Raw genomic sequence first — 14,461 nt, forward strand, 5'->3', positions numbered from 1 at the left:
TAATCTGTACTCACAAGTCGGAAGCACCGACGTGTGTAGTCCGAAAGAATCGGTAAATAGCCCTGTTAGCTTCGGTTAATGGGTTTTTTTATTGTCTATGGAGGTGTCTTTTTTGGTTGATAAAGTGAAAAAGGTCAGCAACCCACTCACAATAATCGCAATATTTGCTGGACTTGCTGAGGTGTCATCAACTGTAGCATTGGGGTTACTTGAGCCATCATTACAGAAGATTTTCATTTGGTTTGTAATGGTTTTCCCATCAGTATTGGTAGTATTGTTTTTTCTGATTCTCTGTTTTAGGTCAGACGCGTTATACGCACCTAGTGATTTTAAAGATGAAAAAAACTTTTTGATATATAGAGGTTCCTTTGTGACGACGGAAGTAATAGAGAGTAAAGAGGACAATGGTGAGATCGAAAAACCAGAAGAAACTAAATCGAACGAGGCATCTAAAACTTCAACTGCAACTAAAGTCGAAACAGTAGAAAAGGCTTTAAATGAGAGTGAATACCAGCGTGCTGTGGCTAAATTAAGCAAAGCTGAAAATATAATTTTTAATAACATATTACAGGATCGAACAAGAAGTGTTAAAGATTTAGTTGCCATTACTAATATAGAGTACGATCGTACAGTGCAAGTTATTAAAAGATTGGCTCAATTAAGACTCATCCCTCAATGGTTATTAAGAAATTTAGTCGAGGAATGAAAATTTCAGTGAGAACGTGCTATGTAGATAGTTGATTCTCGGTTGCTTTAAGAAAAAAGACAAACTCTCCTTAGTGCGAGCTTGTCTTTTTTCTTAAACATTGAATCCAGAAAGTTTTTCCCATTGATAAAAGAACTAATGTTCGTATATAATACAAACAAATGTTCTTATTTTGTGGAGGGGATTGTATGCTACAGATTAGCGATGGGGAAAAGATAACTCTTGAAGCAATTATTCGAATTATCGATACTCACCAGATCTCGCCTACAGTGAGGGAGATAACCAAAGAGACCGGAATCGGTGGGCAAACAAAAATACTTGGATTTATCTCTAAGTTGGAATATAAGGGCTACATAAGTAGACAGGGCAGCAAACCACGAACAATAAGGGTGCTACATCATGTTGAGTGATACAGCACGTAAGCTGCTGCTTATTATTACGCATTACTCCAGACACTTCAGCGGACTCCCAGGTATGCCGGAGTTGGAGAGATTAAGTAGGGGGACTCGGCGAAATTGTCGACTCGATATACTTCACTACAGGTTAACTCCGGAACATTCTTCATTACTCGTGCATGCTATTCACTGAAAGCTTCAGTGACCATTAGGATGCCTATAACTGGTTTACCGTTATTAATAAATAACAGTCGGATCAAGATTCCACATCCTTTTTAGTAGGTATTTCATTACCTTTTGTCGAATATTGGTAGTTGTCCAGACTGACCAAAACTAAGGAGGAAATGTAATGCCAGTCATTGATTTCACAAACAAAGATATTCTTTTGATTTATGGTCATTTCATGAAGAAAATAAAAGAGTTAGAATTGATTAAGGCTACACCAGGTAATCCTATTCATCCAGACACCTTAAAACAAGATATCGATCTTTATTCCTCAATCACTGCTAAGATCGAGAAATCGAATCCTGAAGTAATCAAATTACGTGAGCTCATGTAGTCTTATTTCAAATTTCTCAATCATCTCATTGACCGGAGTGTATTCCTTTATACTGATGGATAAATTCAGGCTACCTACTTCGATGTTCCGTGTCCTGATCAACCAAATTATTTAGAAAAGAGGTTCAATATGGTGATTATTAATTTTGTCGATGGAACACACTTGGAACTGAATTCCGATACTGTATTGAGAGGCTACAGAAGATCTGATGATAACAATGGATTTGAACGTAGTTTTGATTTAGAAGATTTTATTAGCGACGAAATAAGTATCCCTAAAAGAGTATCTTCTCAAATCGAAGTTGTTAATTTCATACTTTCAAGTGATTGTTTCACATTCAGACGTGGCAATGACAATGATATTTTCTATTTTTCAGCTTCCGTAAAATCTGTAGAACTCGCTAATGAACAACATGTTGCTTTGCCTCAAATTTTTGGTGTACCAATGAATCGAAATTAAGGAGTGTATTTTTGCTGGAGCAAAGTACTTACATTTTGGAAGAACTTCTTTTGATTTGTCGAGAATAAACATGACCATTTTGAAAGTTAAACCTTTACTTAATAGTAAGGTACTTACTTTAGTAACAATCACAGAAAAGCAGACATTTGTTTTAATGGCTCCGTTTACTGAAACGGGGCTTTTTACATAATTTCGTTCCTTGCTTTCCGGCACACTTACTTTAGTTACTGTCATTCCTGTTAAGAATACCTTTACATATAATCCGAATTTAAGTGAATCAGCAGTGATCACATGTTATTGTTGTTCATTATCGTACCTACTGTTTAAAACCTCCTTTTTAAAATTATATAAGCTAAGCCTCAACTCTCTCTTGTAATTTGCAGCGCGCTGCGCTGCTCTCCATGCTTCTAAATCAGAGAGCCGAAACTTGATTACAGGCCTTCTGGAACCTATTGTTCCATAACGTTCATGTGGAATACTTCCTTCTTGACACATGCGGTATATCAGTTTTTCAGAAACCCCTATGTGTGCTGCCGTCTCTGCCACGTCCAATGTTTTATCTATTAGGCCTGAAAATTCAGACCTAAGACGATTTTCAGAAATAGTTACATACTCAGATACGATGGATTTAATTGCATCTTCAAAGGCATCCCAAGATTTATTCATATCATATTTCCTTTCTGAATACTTAGTTAACTACAAACCCTGATAATACAATGGTTAACCGAGTTAACCCAGTTAACCCAGCAACAAAAGAGAAAACGGCCAAATGACAGGGAAGTCACCAAGCTAACCGACGAAACCGAACGACAACGGATGCCACAGTAAATCAGGCGGCGTACGATATGAAGGGAGCGCTTTTTCCTTTCTGAACTGACTAAAGAAAAGACGTTTGTATCTTTATGAGCTGAGGTGCAGCAAGAGCATCCCCAGGATAGACCAAAAGCATTGAGGAAACGGGCGTTTTGTATGCATAAATAAACGACTGCGCAAGCAACTGCTCATTAAAAGGAATGAAAATTTATACCCCATTACCCCCGTTAATCGACTGAAATAAATAGGGTTGTATTGTAAATTCCCAAGTATTTAAAATTATGCCCACTAGTTCCGACTAGAGGTAGATTATTTAAGATGGAATGATTTATGATCGATTTGCAATTCTTTCTAAACGAAATTCGTATTATCGTATCCAGTTTCTGTTCTCTTCTTCTTTCATCCATTGAATCAGGCTATTTTTACTAAACAGATATCTAGGATTCTTACTGCCTTCAGTTCCTATAGTGCGATGGGGGAGGCGTTTTGCTTTGCATAGATTACGAAGAGTGTACTCTGACATACCCAGAAATTCACATGCTTCAATAAAAGTGAGTTTGCGGTCTTGTGATATATTTAGTTTTTCTAGTAACATCTTTTCAACAGCCGCGACTTGAACGGCGACAATATCGGAAATAGCTTTTTCAATTGGTGACAAGAGATCGCTCCTTTGGTTAATTTTATTTGTATTTTTAAATTTAATTATATCCAAGTTGTATAATTTGAATGCAAGCTGATTAATAATTATAAGAAAGATTGTATGTTGAACTTAGTTAAGGAGTAAGAGAAAATGAGTGATGAGAGCGCATTAGTTACTATAAATATAGACAAATCAAGAGTATTAATAATTTGCCGTGACGAAATAAAGAAATTACTTAATGACATAGATAATGAATACATATTTTGGGATACTAGGGAACTAAAAAAACGAACGTGTATGAGTTGGAACACTATTCAAGATACATTTTTCTTCGATGCGAGGTTTCTGAAACATAAAGTTGGTGGGAAATGGTATTATCCAGTAAAAGAGACACGGAACTTTTTAGAACAGTGGCTCAGTGAGCAACCCTAATAATCATGAGTTGGAGGTAAGTACAATTGGTCAGATAAATTCTCCTTATTCATATAAGGATGCTCCAGTCACCAAGATTTTTCTGGATTTCCAAGCTAAGCACGGCTAGCGATGTCGCAATATCCAGAGATTATGAGGATTCACTGTGATGAAGTGTTTTGAAATAGATAGAGTAAGTTTATGGCCTTTTTTCTTGAAATGTGTTGGAAGTAAGCAAAAAGTAGAACGAGATGATTTTGAATTATGCTTAGCAGATCAAAATAAATGGAGGTTAAAATCTATGTAGACACTTCGTAGTAACGGATACAAAAGAGCCGGCAGCTTTAACCTGGGCGGCTCTTTTGTTGTTTGGAAAAAATTTACCTTAGCTATATTTGACAAAACTTTTCTTTTGGATTACTATCGAATTATTAAAGTACACTCTTAATCTACCTCTGGGCAATGTGCAGAGGAGTTTTGGAGTAACAAGGAACTGTTACACAGTATTTGTGGTTAATGATGGTCGCATTTTCTCTTCTTCAATGGAGATCCAGGCCGTTACAGTTCAAGGTTGAATTAGATCACTTTAAAAGCTCACTATACCGGTTTTACTTAACGGTATTAGTTTGTGTTGTGATCACAATTCCCTTGGAATGTAGCGGCCTTTTTGTATTCTTTTTTTAGGAGGTGATAGAAGGATGTTACCTTTGTTTGGTTCGACATCTTACTTGACTGAATAATGAAGTAGCCAGTGGTATACATAACCATGGTGTCGGCTGTTTGCTTCATATATCTAGATATATTTATAGTGTCCTTCTTTGTTAATTGGTCATGGATTTTGAAGTTAATTTTTGTATACAATTACCGTTTAATATTCGACATTTAGTGACATACATATTTCCAATGTTGTTATAGAATAGTGTTCGAGAGCAAATTGCTCTCAAACGAAGTAGGGAAGTGCGGTAATCCGCACAGCCTACTCCTTGTCATCATACTTGACAATCCACTCGTGTAAATCTTCCATCCTGCAGTTAAAGATGAGAGAAGCAGCATATTCATCTTCGGGCCGCATTACTCTCTCATTATTGCAGAAATGGGAGATGATACGCTTGGGACGACCGGATCTCTTTGCATATTCTGCTTGAGTCCAACCTTTACTGTCGATCCAGTCCTGGAGTAAGCATCTTCCGCGAGTTACGCGCAAGTTGCCATGACTCCTTTCGGTTAAGGTTGCTATTCGAGCGAATTATATCATATGTATCTTTTAAATGCATTGTTCGTGCAAAGCTCATTCGCCTCTACGGCCCGTAGTGACTGATTAATAATGAGTTGAAAAAAGCGCTTGATAATTATTGTGGCCGATATATTTGGATTACCAGGAGGATATTTATGGAATGGATTAACGAAGTAAAAGCTGATATCAGTTCTAGTTCATTTATTCGTGAAAAAAAAGTAGAGCATTTTGAAAATATAGCATGGAAGTATGATGGCAAGGTTATCTCGCAAGAACACGTAAAAGAAATAGCACAGTTTATTTGCTCTTTATTAGAAGAAAAAAAACAACCTGAAAAGTAGTTTTATACTTCAGGTTGTTTTAAAAAGGTGTTATTTATTTCCCACAATTCTTCCCACAAAGTTACCACAAAGAAAGAAGAACATACGGTTTATTATAAGTGCTCTGTTTTCGAAAATGTTTGAACCTGATGATTTTATCTCGTATAAATAAGTATACATCAATGAAGTACATTTACCGCACGCAAGTGCACCAATGGGAAAGAGATCAATACATGACTCTTTACTAGAATGAAGCAGCCCCTGACGCGTAAGCGTTGGGGGCTTTTTTTTGTGGACAGAAATATCATGCGTAGCATCATTACCTTATTAAATAACTGAATATTAACTTTATGTTAATTGAAGATATTAACATCATTTACATAATGTTTCCAATAAAATATAATGGTTTTCATGCTCACAATTAACCAGAATATGTAACTGGATCAGAGCAGTGATCAAATATTATAGGCGGTGCTAGTGTATGCAAGTTAAGTTTTATGATTTGAATACAATAGAAGACTCTTGTTTGAAATATGCTGTGATTTTCGCCAGGTACCAAAATAAATCTATCTATGTAAAACATAAAGAACGGGATACTTGGGAAATCCCAGGTGGAAGAAGAGAGGTAAATGAAGATATTCATGAGACAGCACGTCGTGAACTTTATGAAGAAACTGGAGCCCTTTCGTTTAATATAGTTCCATTGTTAATTTATTCTAATACACATGACAATAGTGATGAATCTTTTGGGGGATTATTCTATTCTGAACTAACTTATCCAGCAATCCAGCCAGAATTACATAGAAGAGTAATAAAAGAATTATCAAGCACTATATTAGCTTGAAAGGGGGACACTCTTTTTGATGATAAAAGAGAACTTCGATGTTGCATTAGGTCAGTTCCTTGCCAAACTTAAGAAGGATAAAGCTATTGTAGCAGCCATTGCTTATGGCAGTTACGTCAGCGGCACCCTTTGGAAGAAGTCAGATATTGATTTGATTGTAGTGGTCAATGATGAGAAGACGGCATTTGATTTTCGTAGTTTTATAGAACATGGAATTATAATCAATGCGTTGGTTTTCTCCAGAATGAGTTTCAAGAAGAAGCTTCAAAGCCTTGTACAGGGCGATGATTTTCATTCTTTAATTCACCAAAGCAGGCTTTTGTATACTACAGACCCCAGTATTGAGACCTATTTTGCAGACATCCAGGAGCTGGGGGATAACGACATCGCCTTACAGCTGGCTATTTATGGAATAAATGCGGTTGCTGGTTATTATAAAACACTAAAAACAATCATGGTTTTAAAGGATTTTTCATACGGCTACTATAAAATGAGTGACCTTATTGATAATATCGCTCGTCTTGTCGTAATCATGAATGGGAAAGTTCCTTTACAAAAAGTAGTGCCCCAAGCTATGGCGCTTGAACCTGAACTAATGGATGTCCTTTATATTCAATTTATTCGGGCGATACCGGTTGAACGCCAAGTAACCCGTATCCTGGAGACCATTTATGAATTTCTTGTTAAGCATAATGCTCTATTTTTCCGTCCCATCTTACAGCTACTACAGGAAACAGGAATGCCCCAGCCAATATCCTATCTTCATGACCCTTTGTTCAAACGTACTGATGTCAGTATTCCGCATTTCCTCGAAGCTTGTGAATGGTTATCTGACTTGAACATCATTAAAAGAGTACCACACTCTATTCGCTTAACAAGCAGAAGCAGAATCGAAGTAGATGAGCCAGCATATGTTCTCATTCAAACATGAAATTTTATATAAAAAACTACATTCGATTGTAAATCCTCATATTATCCCGGGAGAGCATGACTCTATTGAGGGGATTCAGCATGTTAATCACTGCATACATATCGATCAATTACCGATCGGCCGAACGGTAAACTCAAGTCCGGCTACCTATATGGGGATTTTTGATCGGATAAGGCAGCTCTTCGCTGAGACAGACCAAGGACAAGAGGCTGGGGTTACGCCATTTGACTTTAGCTTTACCCAAACGGGAAGTGGAAGATGTGATGAATGTAATGGAGTAGGGGCGTTAACAACAGAACTGCAATTTATGCCCGATGTCGTAGTCACGTGCCCTTCATGTCAAGGGTCCCGTTATAAAGAAGAAATCCTGGAAATTGCGTATAACGGAAAGTCGATCTCGGAAGTATTACATCTTTCGATTGATGAAGCGATTGAGTTTTTTAAGTCAGTTCCTTACATTCATCATAAATTAGTGGTTATGAGCGAATTAGGGTTAGGTTATTTGCGATTAGGACAGTCCTCATCCACGATTTTAGGAGGGGAAGCTCAGCGCGTAAAGCTAGCGGCTGAACTATCAAAAATCAAGAAAGGTGCAAACAATATTTATATATTAGATGAACCCACGACAGGACTGCATGTCGCAGATATACAAAAATTGTTACAGTGCATTAATCGCTTGGTTGATTCGGGTCATACTGTGTTAGTCATTGAGCATAACCTGGATGTTATCAAAACGGCAGATCACATCATCGATATTGGTCGGGGGGCGGGGCGTGACGGAGGAACTGTAGTCGCATGTGGGACTCCTGAAGAAGTAGCCATGGTAAGCGAATCGTATACAGGGATGTTTTTAAAGGAAATATTGTAAAAGCGGACTAACATCATTGTCATTAATCCGACGCCTTCAAGAGGTCTCAGAAACACGCGTAGAGGTCGTAACCCGGTCCCTGCTGCTAACCCTTACCTTGCAATTGATGTAATTATGAAGCGTGAAATTTTATTTACATAATGTCCCAAATTTATTATAATTGAAATTAACTTTTAGTGATAAGAAACGTTTGGAGGGTTGTTCATGAGTGATCTTGACAGAAGATACAAAGAACTTGAAGAGCGTGTTGCGAGGTTGGAGGGTTTATCACCAAGAGGACCACAAAAATTCGTTTGGACTACCCTAAGTGTTATTATTGGACTTTTTATTATTCTGTTCATAGTAGGTATTGTTCAATTTGTATCCGCAGGGTAAGTGTGACTAATTGAGCGCTTCCTAAAAAGTCTAAACCGCTTACTCAATCATTTTAATAAAATATTATAAGTATGGTTAGATAATAAAAGGTCCTGGAAGTCCAGAGGCCTTTTATTGTTTAATTTGTTTAAAACCAAGCTCCGCCTGTACCATTATATTTACGTGCATAACTGATGACTAGGGAGAGATCATCCTAGTGATTAACAACGTTTTCTTTTTCATAATTAACTCCGTAGCTGCTCTAAATTTTGTTCATAAGCGAAGTCATAGATCATGGAAAAATACAACAATCCATCTGCGATTGAGGAGGCACGATGGCTACGTTAGACAAGGGAGGTAGCGAAATGAGCCGGAAATATGGTTGGCTGACTGCGGTTGTGCTTTTAATTATCCTTGCTGCATGTGTTATCGGATGGATCGGAATGAGCTTCAATTCATAATTCTTTAGGTAGTTGACTTTAAGGAAGCTATTTGGAACTTACTTCACTTTCTCCAACTTAAAAGTAAACTGCCACTTCGCGGTGTTCCCGGAATAACGTCCACGGTTCTCGACAACGGTTACGTTCAGCTTCTTGGTCACACTAGTTTTAATCGAGGAGACTTTAACGGAGGCGCTGGCTTCGCCGTCATCCGGGTACTTGTCCTGTTCCTGTGCTTCTGCATGAAGTTTGATCGATCCGGCGGCATTGGCGCTAACCGTCACGCTTTCCCCGTCATTAAGTTCTTTGCCATTAACAAAACCGCCCCACCACCATTCGTTGCCCACATGATTGTTCTCCACTAATTTAGCTTCCACAAATGTGACTTTAATCTTTACAGTGTTACCAGCTGCGAATAGGGGCTGGGTACTCAACACAAAAATAAGAACGAACAACAAACTAAATCTAGCGATTTTCCGTAACATATACTCACCTTTCCAATTATAGGGTTTCCCTAAATATAGCATCCCTATGTCTATAGTTCTATATACATAGGAAAATATTTCGAAATGATAGGACTTTAGGGTGATTAGTAGATGGGAAAAAAATTGTGGAGAGGATGAGGTTTGCGAGAGAGATGCAGGTGTAAGCACATGCCGCGGACCCCTCAAGACTGGCCTTGAAGGGTTCTTTTGGAAGTAACGGCATCTGTTAATCCATCAGATCATACATTGCGTTCATAAAGTAAGCGACTTCTATCTCCGCGTCCTGTTCGTCCATTCCCAACAAATCCACCATAAATGAATAGAAGCGCTCGAAAATATCCCCCGGCTTGAACTGCTCCTCCGGATGTCTAATTGAGTAATCGAGATATTGCTGAATCATGATTCCCCACATCGAACCTGCACCTCCTCATTCTTAGGAGTAATCTAACGCGATTATGACGCTTAGTGTTATGCATGGCATTTTTCTTACGGCTAGCATTTTTGCAATATAGTATGCTGACAAGACAAATATTTGTATGCGGAACGGTATATTTTTGGAGAGAGGCCTTGATTATTGAGCATGTACCGCTTGAGTGCGGAATAGAAATAGAAAAGCAGAAAGGGGAGAGGTGGATGGAGAATCAGAATTTAACGAATGTTCTGGCCTTTGCATCTCTGTTGTCTGTCTTCGTGTTGACAGGGGTACAGCTGGTGAAAGTAACGGTGAAGGTTCCCAAGAATATTTTACCGTTAATCGGTGTAATTGTAGGGATGCTTATTGGAGCGGCAGCTTATCCGTTCACAGATATGGAACTCGTGCTGCGGTTATGGGCGGGGGCTTTGGCGGGTTTATCCGCGACAGGACTGTTCGAACTGGCCTTTAACAACCGGAATGGAAATACTAAGGAGTAAGTTAAGGGGGCTGCTAGTTGGCAGCCTCTTTCAATAGTTCGGGATAATCATTTTTGACATTACCTACAGCAGGGGCTACGGGGTATGCTCTCATTTTGGCAGATTCATAAGGCTTAAGCAGCTTTAATAAATTCTGGACATCGTGGTTGTCCCGTCCGAGCCAGTCGCTTTCATCTTCCGGTCGCAGAATAACAGGCATTCGGTCATGAATCTCTGCCATTAATGTATTGGGAGTGGTCGTGATAATCGTGCAGGTGGCCAGCTTCTGGCCTTTCGGGTCCATCCATATATCATATAAAGCAGCCATGGAGAAAATACTGCCGTCCGACATGCCGATTCTCATGGGCTGTTTGCGACCGTCTAGCTGTTTCCAATCATAATAGCCGTCAGCTGGGATCAGGCACCGCCGTGCCGCCACGAGTTTCTTGAACGAGGCCTTCTCCAATAATGACTCCCCGCGGGCGTTGATCATCTTGCTGCCAATCTTGTCGTCCTGCGCCCAGGATGGGACAAGGCCCCAACGCAGTTCACCGATTCGGTTGCCGGTGCCTGTATGAATCACAGCCGGTATATGCTGCATGGGAGCGGCATTGTATCTGGGGGCATAATGAAGGATACTGGCGTCATTCGTAAGATATCTCAACATTAGTTCTTCAATAGAAACTGTAATGGTGTAACGTCCACACATGATGAAAGCCCTCCGAACATTAGTTTTTACCAGTGTACTATACTTCCGCGCCAGAAATAAATAAGATCTACCTTTGTGTGGACCTTTTACATTTCCCTCAAATGTAAGCTTTCACCTCTAATACAGGAGTACATTTTCTTTTCCAATTTGCCCATACTTCGTAGGATATTGTTACATATTCTGTTCTGTAGTCATTAATCTGAAGGAGGAATTCACATGGGTGCAGAACATTGTGGACCGGTAGTAAGTCCTTGGACATCTACAGGAACGATTTTGGTGCTTTACATTCTGCTTGTGATCATCTTGAGTATTTGCTGGATTTAATGAAGAGAAAACTGAACTAATCTGACAATAAGTTAGCCGGGAAGAAAAATCATCTTATCTCAAGGGCGGATCTTTTGTTACTGCAAAACCTGGTGTCTTCATAAAAAAAAGGAGGAATTACTCATGGGTCAATATGCTGGAGGATACGGTTTGGGCACATCTACTGCTGCAATCTTGGTTCTTTTCATCTTGTTGGTTATCATCACTAAATCTTTCTGGCTTTAATTTGATTACGTCTCCATGTTCAAGCCGTCAGACAATGTCTGACGGCTTTTTGCATTTCAAATCTGCTGACACTGGGAGCTTAACGCCGTATAGTCACCCGAGTTCCAATTGGAACCAGCGCAGCAAGTGTCAGCACATCTTGATTAAACATTCGAATACACCCATGCGAGACCTGATGTCCGATGGAAGAAGGATCGTTCGTCCCGTGAATGCCATAATGCGGCTTGGAAAGTCCCATCCAGAATACCCCGAATGGGCCCCCGGGATTGGGCTGTTTGTTAATGATCGTATAATCTCCCTCTGGTGTTGTGGTCAGCATGGTTCCGATTCCAACAGGGAAACCTCTGACGACAGAATCGTTGTCCAGCAAATAAAGCATCCGTTGTGTCAAATCGACGATAATTCGGTAATTGGGCATAGGATCAGCACTCCTTTGATATCAGGATATGTGCGGAGTAGGGGTGCCGTTAATGCGAAGAGTTGTTGAAAATAAGAAGGTTATCAAAGGGTGAGAGTATGAATAAACAAAAGACTGCTCCGCGTAACGGAACAGTCTTCTAAATAGAGTCATTATTGATGAGTTAGTGGACATCCCGGAACAATCCGATGACCTTGCCCAGAATGCTTACCCGATTCAGGCGCAGTGGCTCATAGGACGGATTCTCTGGCTGGAGACGAATATGATCGCGTTCCTTATAAAAGGTCTTGACGGTAGCTTCATCGTCTTCAGTCATAGCGACAACAATATCACCGTTATCTGCGGTTTGCTGCTGGCGCACAATGACATAATCGCCGTTCATAATACCAGCATCGATCATACTGTCACCAAGAACAGAGAGCATGAACACTTTGTTGTCACCAACGTAATGCGTTGGGAGCGGGAAATAGTCCTCGATGTTCTCCGTTGCGGTGATAGGCACCCCGGCGGTAACCTTACCTACAACAGGAACACGAGTAATCGTCTGGGCAAATTGATGGACATTCTCCGAGTCTTCCTGGCCAAGCAGTTCAATGGCACGCGGCTTTGTCGGATCCCTGCGGATCAGGCCTTTCTTCTCAAGACGGTCCAGATGACCGTGCACCGTGGAACTGGAGGCGAGGCCTACAGCTTCCCCGATTTCCCGTACGGAAGGAGGATAACCCTTGCTGCGGACTTCGTTACGTATAAATTCCAGGATCGCCAGCTGGCGACTCGAAATCTTTGACATCAGAATCAACCCCATATAGTAATGTTTGGGAAAATTATAACATAGAACTGTCGTTCGCACAAACATAAGTTCTAACGTTATCAATAGTTTAAGAGAAGCGAACAAGGATGAGAACAGTAGGGAGAATGGTATATTCAATAATTGACTAGTACGTTGAGGAAATGAGCAAGATCGGCAAGGGAAATAAGCACATCAGGATCATTTTTTGCAACCAAAAAGGCAATTTAATAAGAGGGGAACAATTGTTCGAAAATAGTATTGATCAAAACACATGTTCGTGTTATATTGTTTTTGAAAGTAAGAACAAGTGTTTGGAGGATGATGAATCATGTTAAAGTACAGTACATACCATAGCATCTATGACGAGGGTACAGAAGTTAACTCTGCAGGACAAACTTTAGGTTCCGGAATAATAAATAGAATTCAAGAAATCACCAAGGTGCTGTCGAAAGGATTAAGTCCGTTGTCTAGAACATTTAACTTCTATAAGATAGCTCTTTTTTTGCTGCTGATTGTTGCAGGATTTACTGTAGTAGGTAATGTGTTTGCTGGTCCCGTCAATCTTGCGAAGCAAGAGAAGAAGATTGTTGTTGCACCTGGAGACACACTCTGGAGCATTGCTCTCAAGAATAAACCGGCCAAGATGAAGACAGCCGTATATATAGAAGGAATTAAACGATCGAGCCAATTGACCGACAGTCATATTCGAGCAGGAGATATTATAACAGTGCCGTTATTTTAAGAACTTCATGATCATAGATAGGAACATCAGAGAGCTTGCAGGGGGTAAACCTTGACAAGCTCTTTTTCTCATGGCAAAGTTAGAATGAATTTATTAGGGAGGCGAAATCTTTGGATATAGATGTATTGGTTGCACGAATTAATGAACTGGCACGCAAGCAGAAGAGCGAAGGCCTGAATGAAGAGGAAACGGCTGAACGCGCTAAGCTCCGTGAAATTTACCTGGGTAACATCCGCCGTAATTTTCGGTCCCAACTGGATACCATTGAATTCGTAGATAAATAAGCGCTGAACAAGGAGCAGAGGCTTCGTATGAACCCTCTGTTTCTTTTCATAGATATTTCAGGATGACTAGGGGGAAATGACATGGCCCGTTCTTGGGAAAGAATGGTTCAACGCAATTCACAGCAACTCAATAAGCAAAGAAAGAAACAGGGGAAGGATGCTATTCATTCCGCGAACTCCACTACAAAGACCAGCGATGTATTCAAGGGTCGCAATATCGTATTGCCCGTTGCTCTCGTTGCGCTAGGTGTGCTGTATTGGATCATCGGCACTCTGGATCAAAGTGGAGGTAGCGTCTTCATGCACTGGCTAGGCGTTGGGTTGTACTTGCTGCTGGCAGTTATGCTGTATTTCCGTCGTCCTTTCCTGAAGGTAGAGCGGAACAGATTATCCACTATCAAATTCAACCGCGAACGTTGGCTGCCTGCTACCGATATTGAGAAAATCACAGTCTCGCGTAGTGCTGTCACGATTAAGTATAAAGGCAAACGTACCACTTGGATGTTCTCCAAGCTGATTAACCGTTATGACACGGCTGCGATGGGCGAACGACTGCAAGAATTCGGTAAGGTCAACAACATTCCGGTAGAGCAATTGTAAACAATAGAGAGCAGTTCAC

23 protein-coding genes are annotated in these 14,461 nt (G+C 40.1%); 16 read left to right on the top strand and 7 right to left on the bottom strand.

Features of this window, described 5'->3' with window-relative positions:
* Positions 1–112: 112 nt before the first annotated feature.
* The 4 genes from ACFVU8_RS03430 to ACFVU8_RS03445 all read left to right on the top strand — a co-directional run bounded on the left by ACFVU8_RS03430 (position 113) and on the right by ACFVU8_RS03445 (position 2,119).
* The gene (locus tag ACFVU8_RS03430) at positions 113–706 is read left to right on the top strand and encodes a hypothetical protein (protein ID WP_387425855.1); all 594 of its coding nucleotides are present in this window, start codon (positions 113–115) and stop codon (positions 704–706) included.
* A 188-nt stretch (positions 707–894) separates the two neighbouring features.
* Positions 895–1,116: a LexA family protein gene (locus ACFVU8_RS03435; RefSeq protein ID WP_387425856.1), complete on the top strand. Its 222-nt coding sequence runs from the start codon at positions 895–897 to the stop codon at positions 1,114–1,116.
* Between the two features lie 334 nt (positions 1,117–1,450).
* On the top strand, positions 1,451–1,660 hold the full coding sequence (locus ACFVU8_RS03440) for a hypothetical protein (RefSeq protein ID WP_387425857.1): 210 nt from the start codon (positions 1,451–1,453) through the stop codon (positions 1,658–1,660).
* A gap of 129 nt (positions 1,661–1,789) precedes the next feature.
* Positions 1,790–2,119, top strand: a complete 330-nt coding sequence (locus ACFVU8_RS03445) for a hypothetical protein (RefSeq protein ID WP_387425858.1) — start codon at positions 1,790–1,792, stop codon at positions 2,117–2,119.
* Positions 2,120–2,413: 294 nt separating this feature from the next.
* On the opposite strand, the gene ACFVU8_RS03450 is transcribed toward ACFVU8_RS03445, so the two are convergent.
* Both ACFVU8_RS03450 and ACFVU8_RS03455 read right to left on the bottom strand, forming a co-directional pair.
* Positions 2,414–2,785 carry a helix-turn-helix transcriptional regulator gene (locus tag ACFVU8_RS03450; protein WP_387425859.1) on the bottom strand — a complete coding sequence of 124 codons (372 nt, stop codon included), beginning with the start codon at positions 2,783–2,785 and terminating at the stop codon, positions 2,414–2,416.
* Positions 2,786–3,299: 514 nt separating this feature from the next.
* Positions 3,300–3,590: a helix-turn-helix domain-containing protein gene (locus ACFVU8_RS03455; protein WP_387425860.1), complete on the bottom strand. Its 291-nt coding sequence runs from the start codon at positions 3,588–3,590 to the stop codon at positions 3,300–3,302.
* A gap of 132 nt (positions 3,591–3,722) precedes the next feature.
* Here ACFVU8_RS03455 and ACFVU8_RS03460 point away from each other — a divergent pair, with 132 nt between their 5' ends.
* The 7 genes from ACFVU8_RS03460 to ACFVU8_RS03490 all read left to right on the top strand — a co-directional run bounded on the left by ACFVU8_RS03460 (position 3,723) and on the right by ACFVU8_RS03490 (position 8,995).
* Positions 3,723–4,004, top strand: a complete 282-nt coding sequence (locus ACFVU8_RS03460; protein ID WP_387425861.1) for a group-specific protein — start codon at positions 3,723–3,725, stop codon at positions 4,002–4,004.
* A 1,368-nt stretch (positions 4,005–5,372) separates the two neighbouring features.
* Positions 5,373–5,558, top strand: coding sequence for a hypothetical protein (locus ACFVU8_RS03465; protein WP_387425862.1), 186 nt, complete (start codon positions 5,373–5,375; stop codon positions 5,556–5,558).
* A 460-nt stretch (positions 5,559–6,018) separates the two neighbouring features.
* A complete protein-coding gene (locus ACFVU8_RS03470) occupies positions 6,019–6,381 on the top strand; it encodes an NUDIX domain-containing protein (RefSeq protein ID WP_387425863.1) in 363 nt (120 codons plus the stop codon).
* A gap of 19 nt (positions 6,382–6,400) precedes the next feature.
* Complete coding sequence (locus ACFVU8_RS03475; protein WP_387427180.1) at positions 6,401–7,312, top strand: nucleotidyltransferase domain-containing protein; 912 nt, start codon at positions 6,401–6,403, stop codon at positions 7,310–7,312.
* Positions 7,281–8,180 (top strand): excinuclease ABC subunit UvrA, encoded by a 900-nt coding sequence (locus ACFVU8_RS03480; RefSeq protein WP_387425864.1) that lies wholly within the window; start codon positions 7,281–7,283, stop codon positions 8,178–8,180. The genes ACFVU8_RS03475 and ACFVU8_RS03480 overlap by 32 nt, the downstream gene beginning before the upstream one ends.
* Positions 8,181–8,384: 204 nt before the next feature.
* Entirely contained in the window at positions 8,385–8,555 is a 171-nt protein-coding gene (locus tag ACFVU8_RS03485; protein ID WP_175373276.1) for a hypothetical protein, read from the top strand.
* Between the two features lie 314 nt (positions 8,556–8,869).
* Positions 8,870–8,995, top strand: coding sequence for a hypothetical protein (locus ACFVU8_RS03490; RefSeq protein WP_387425865.1), 126 nt, complete (start codon positions 8,870–8,872; stop codon positions 8,993–8,995).
* Positions 8,996–9,033: 38 nt separating this feature from the next.
* Here the strand turns inward: ACFVU8_RS03490 and ACFVU8_RS03495 are convergent, their stop codons facing one another.
* On the bottom strand, positions 9,034–9,336 hold the full coding sequence (locus tag ACFVU8_RS03495; protein ID WP_387425866.1) for a hypothetical protein: 303 nt from the start codon (positions 9,334–9,336) through the stop codon (positions 9,034–9,036).
* A 349-nt stretch (positions 9,337–9,685) separates the two neighbouring features.
* Positions 9,686–9,871 (bottom strand): hypothetical protein, encoded by a 186-nt coding sequence (locus ACFVU8_RS03500; protein ID WP_379464226.1) that lies wholly within the window; start codon positions 9,869–9,871, stop codon positions 9,686–9,688.
* A 221-nt stretch (positions 9,872–10,092) separates the two neighbouring features.
* Here ACFVU8_RS03500 and ACFVU8_RS03505 point away from each other — a divergent pair, with 221 nt between their 5' ends.
* Positions 10,093–10,371 carry a holin gene (locus ACFVU8_RS03505; RefSeq protein ID WP_379464225.1) on the top strand — a complete coding sequence of 93 codons (279 nt, stop codon included), beginning with the start codon at positions 10,093–10,095 and terminating at the stop codon, positions 10,369–10,371.
* Between the two features lie 13 nt (positions 10,372–10,384).
* Here ACFVU8_RS03505 and ACFVU8_RS03510 read toward each other — a convergent pair whose 3' ends face one another.
* On the bottom strand, positions 10,385–11,059 hold the full coding sequence (locus tag ACFVU8_RS03510) for an SOS response-associated peptidase (RefSeq protein WP_387425867.1): 675 nt from the start codon (positions 11,057–11,059) through the stop codon (positions 10,385–10,387).
* A 447-nt stretch (positions 11,060–11,506) separates the two neighbouring features.
* On the opposite strand from ACFVU8_RS03510, the gene ACFVU8_RS03515 reads away from it, so the two are divergent.
* Entirely contained in the window at positions 11,507–11,608 is a 102-nt protein-coding gene (locus ACFVU8_RS03515; protein WP_175373271.1) for a sporulation protein YjcZ, read from the top strand.
* A gap of 79 nt (positions 11,609–11,687) precedes the next feature.
* On the opposite strand, the gene ACFVU8_RS03520 is transcribed toward ACFVU8_RS03515, so the two are convergent.
* A complete protein-coding gene (locus ACFVU8_RS03520) occupies positions 11,688–12,026 on the bottom strand; it encodes a L,D-transpeptidase (protein ID WP_175373270.1) in 339 nt (112 codons plus the stop codon).
* 163 nt (positions 12,027–12,189) lie between these two features.
* Complete coding sequence (gene lexA, locus ACFVU8_RS03525; protein ID WP_066361701.1) at positions 12,190–12,816, bottom strand: transcriptional repressor LexA; 627 nt, start codon at positions 12,814–12,816, stop codon at positions 12,190–12,192.
* Between the two features lie 328 nt (positions 12,817–13,144).
* Here lexA and ACFVU8_RS03530 point away from each other — a divergent pair, with 328 nt between their 5' ends.
* From ACFVU8_RS03530 to ACFVU8_RS03540, 3 genes are all read left to right on the top strand, one after another.
* Positions 13,145–13,558: a LysM peptidoglycan-binding domain-containing protein gene (locus ACFVU8_RS03530; protein WP_387425868.1), complete on the top strand. Its 414-nt coding sequence runs from the start codon at positions 13,145–13,147 to the stop codon at positions 13,556–13,558.
* Positions 13,559–13,668: 110 nt separating this feature from the next.
* Entirely contained in the window at positions 13,669–13,842 is a 174-nt protein-coding gene (locus ACFVU8_RS03535; protein ID WP_379464221.1) for a DUF896 domain-containing protein, read from the top strand.
* An 81-nt stretch (positions 13,843–13,923) separates the two neighbouring features.
* Positions 13,924–14,442: a DUF502 domain-containing protein gene (locus tag ACFVU8_RS03540; protein ID WP_379464220.1), complete on the top strand. Its 519-nt coding sequence runs from the start codon at positions 13,924–13,926 to the stop codon at positions 14,440–14,442.
* Positions 14,443–14,461 lie beyond the last annotated feature (19 nt).

The organism is Paenibacillus sp. NPDC058177 (genome assembly GCF_042883835.1).
Classification (GTDB): Bacteria; Bacillota; Bacilli; order Paenibacillales; family Paenibacillaceae; genus Paenibacillus_AQ; species Paenibacillus_AQ agri.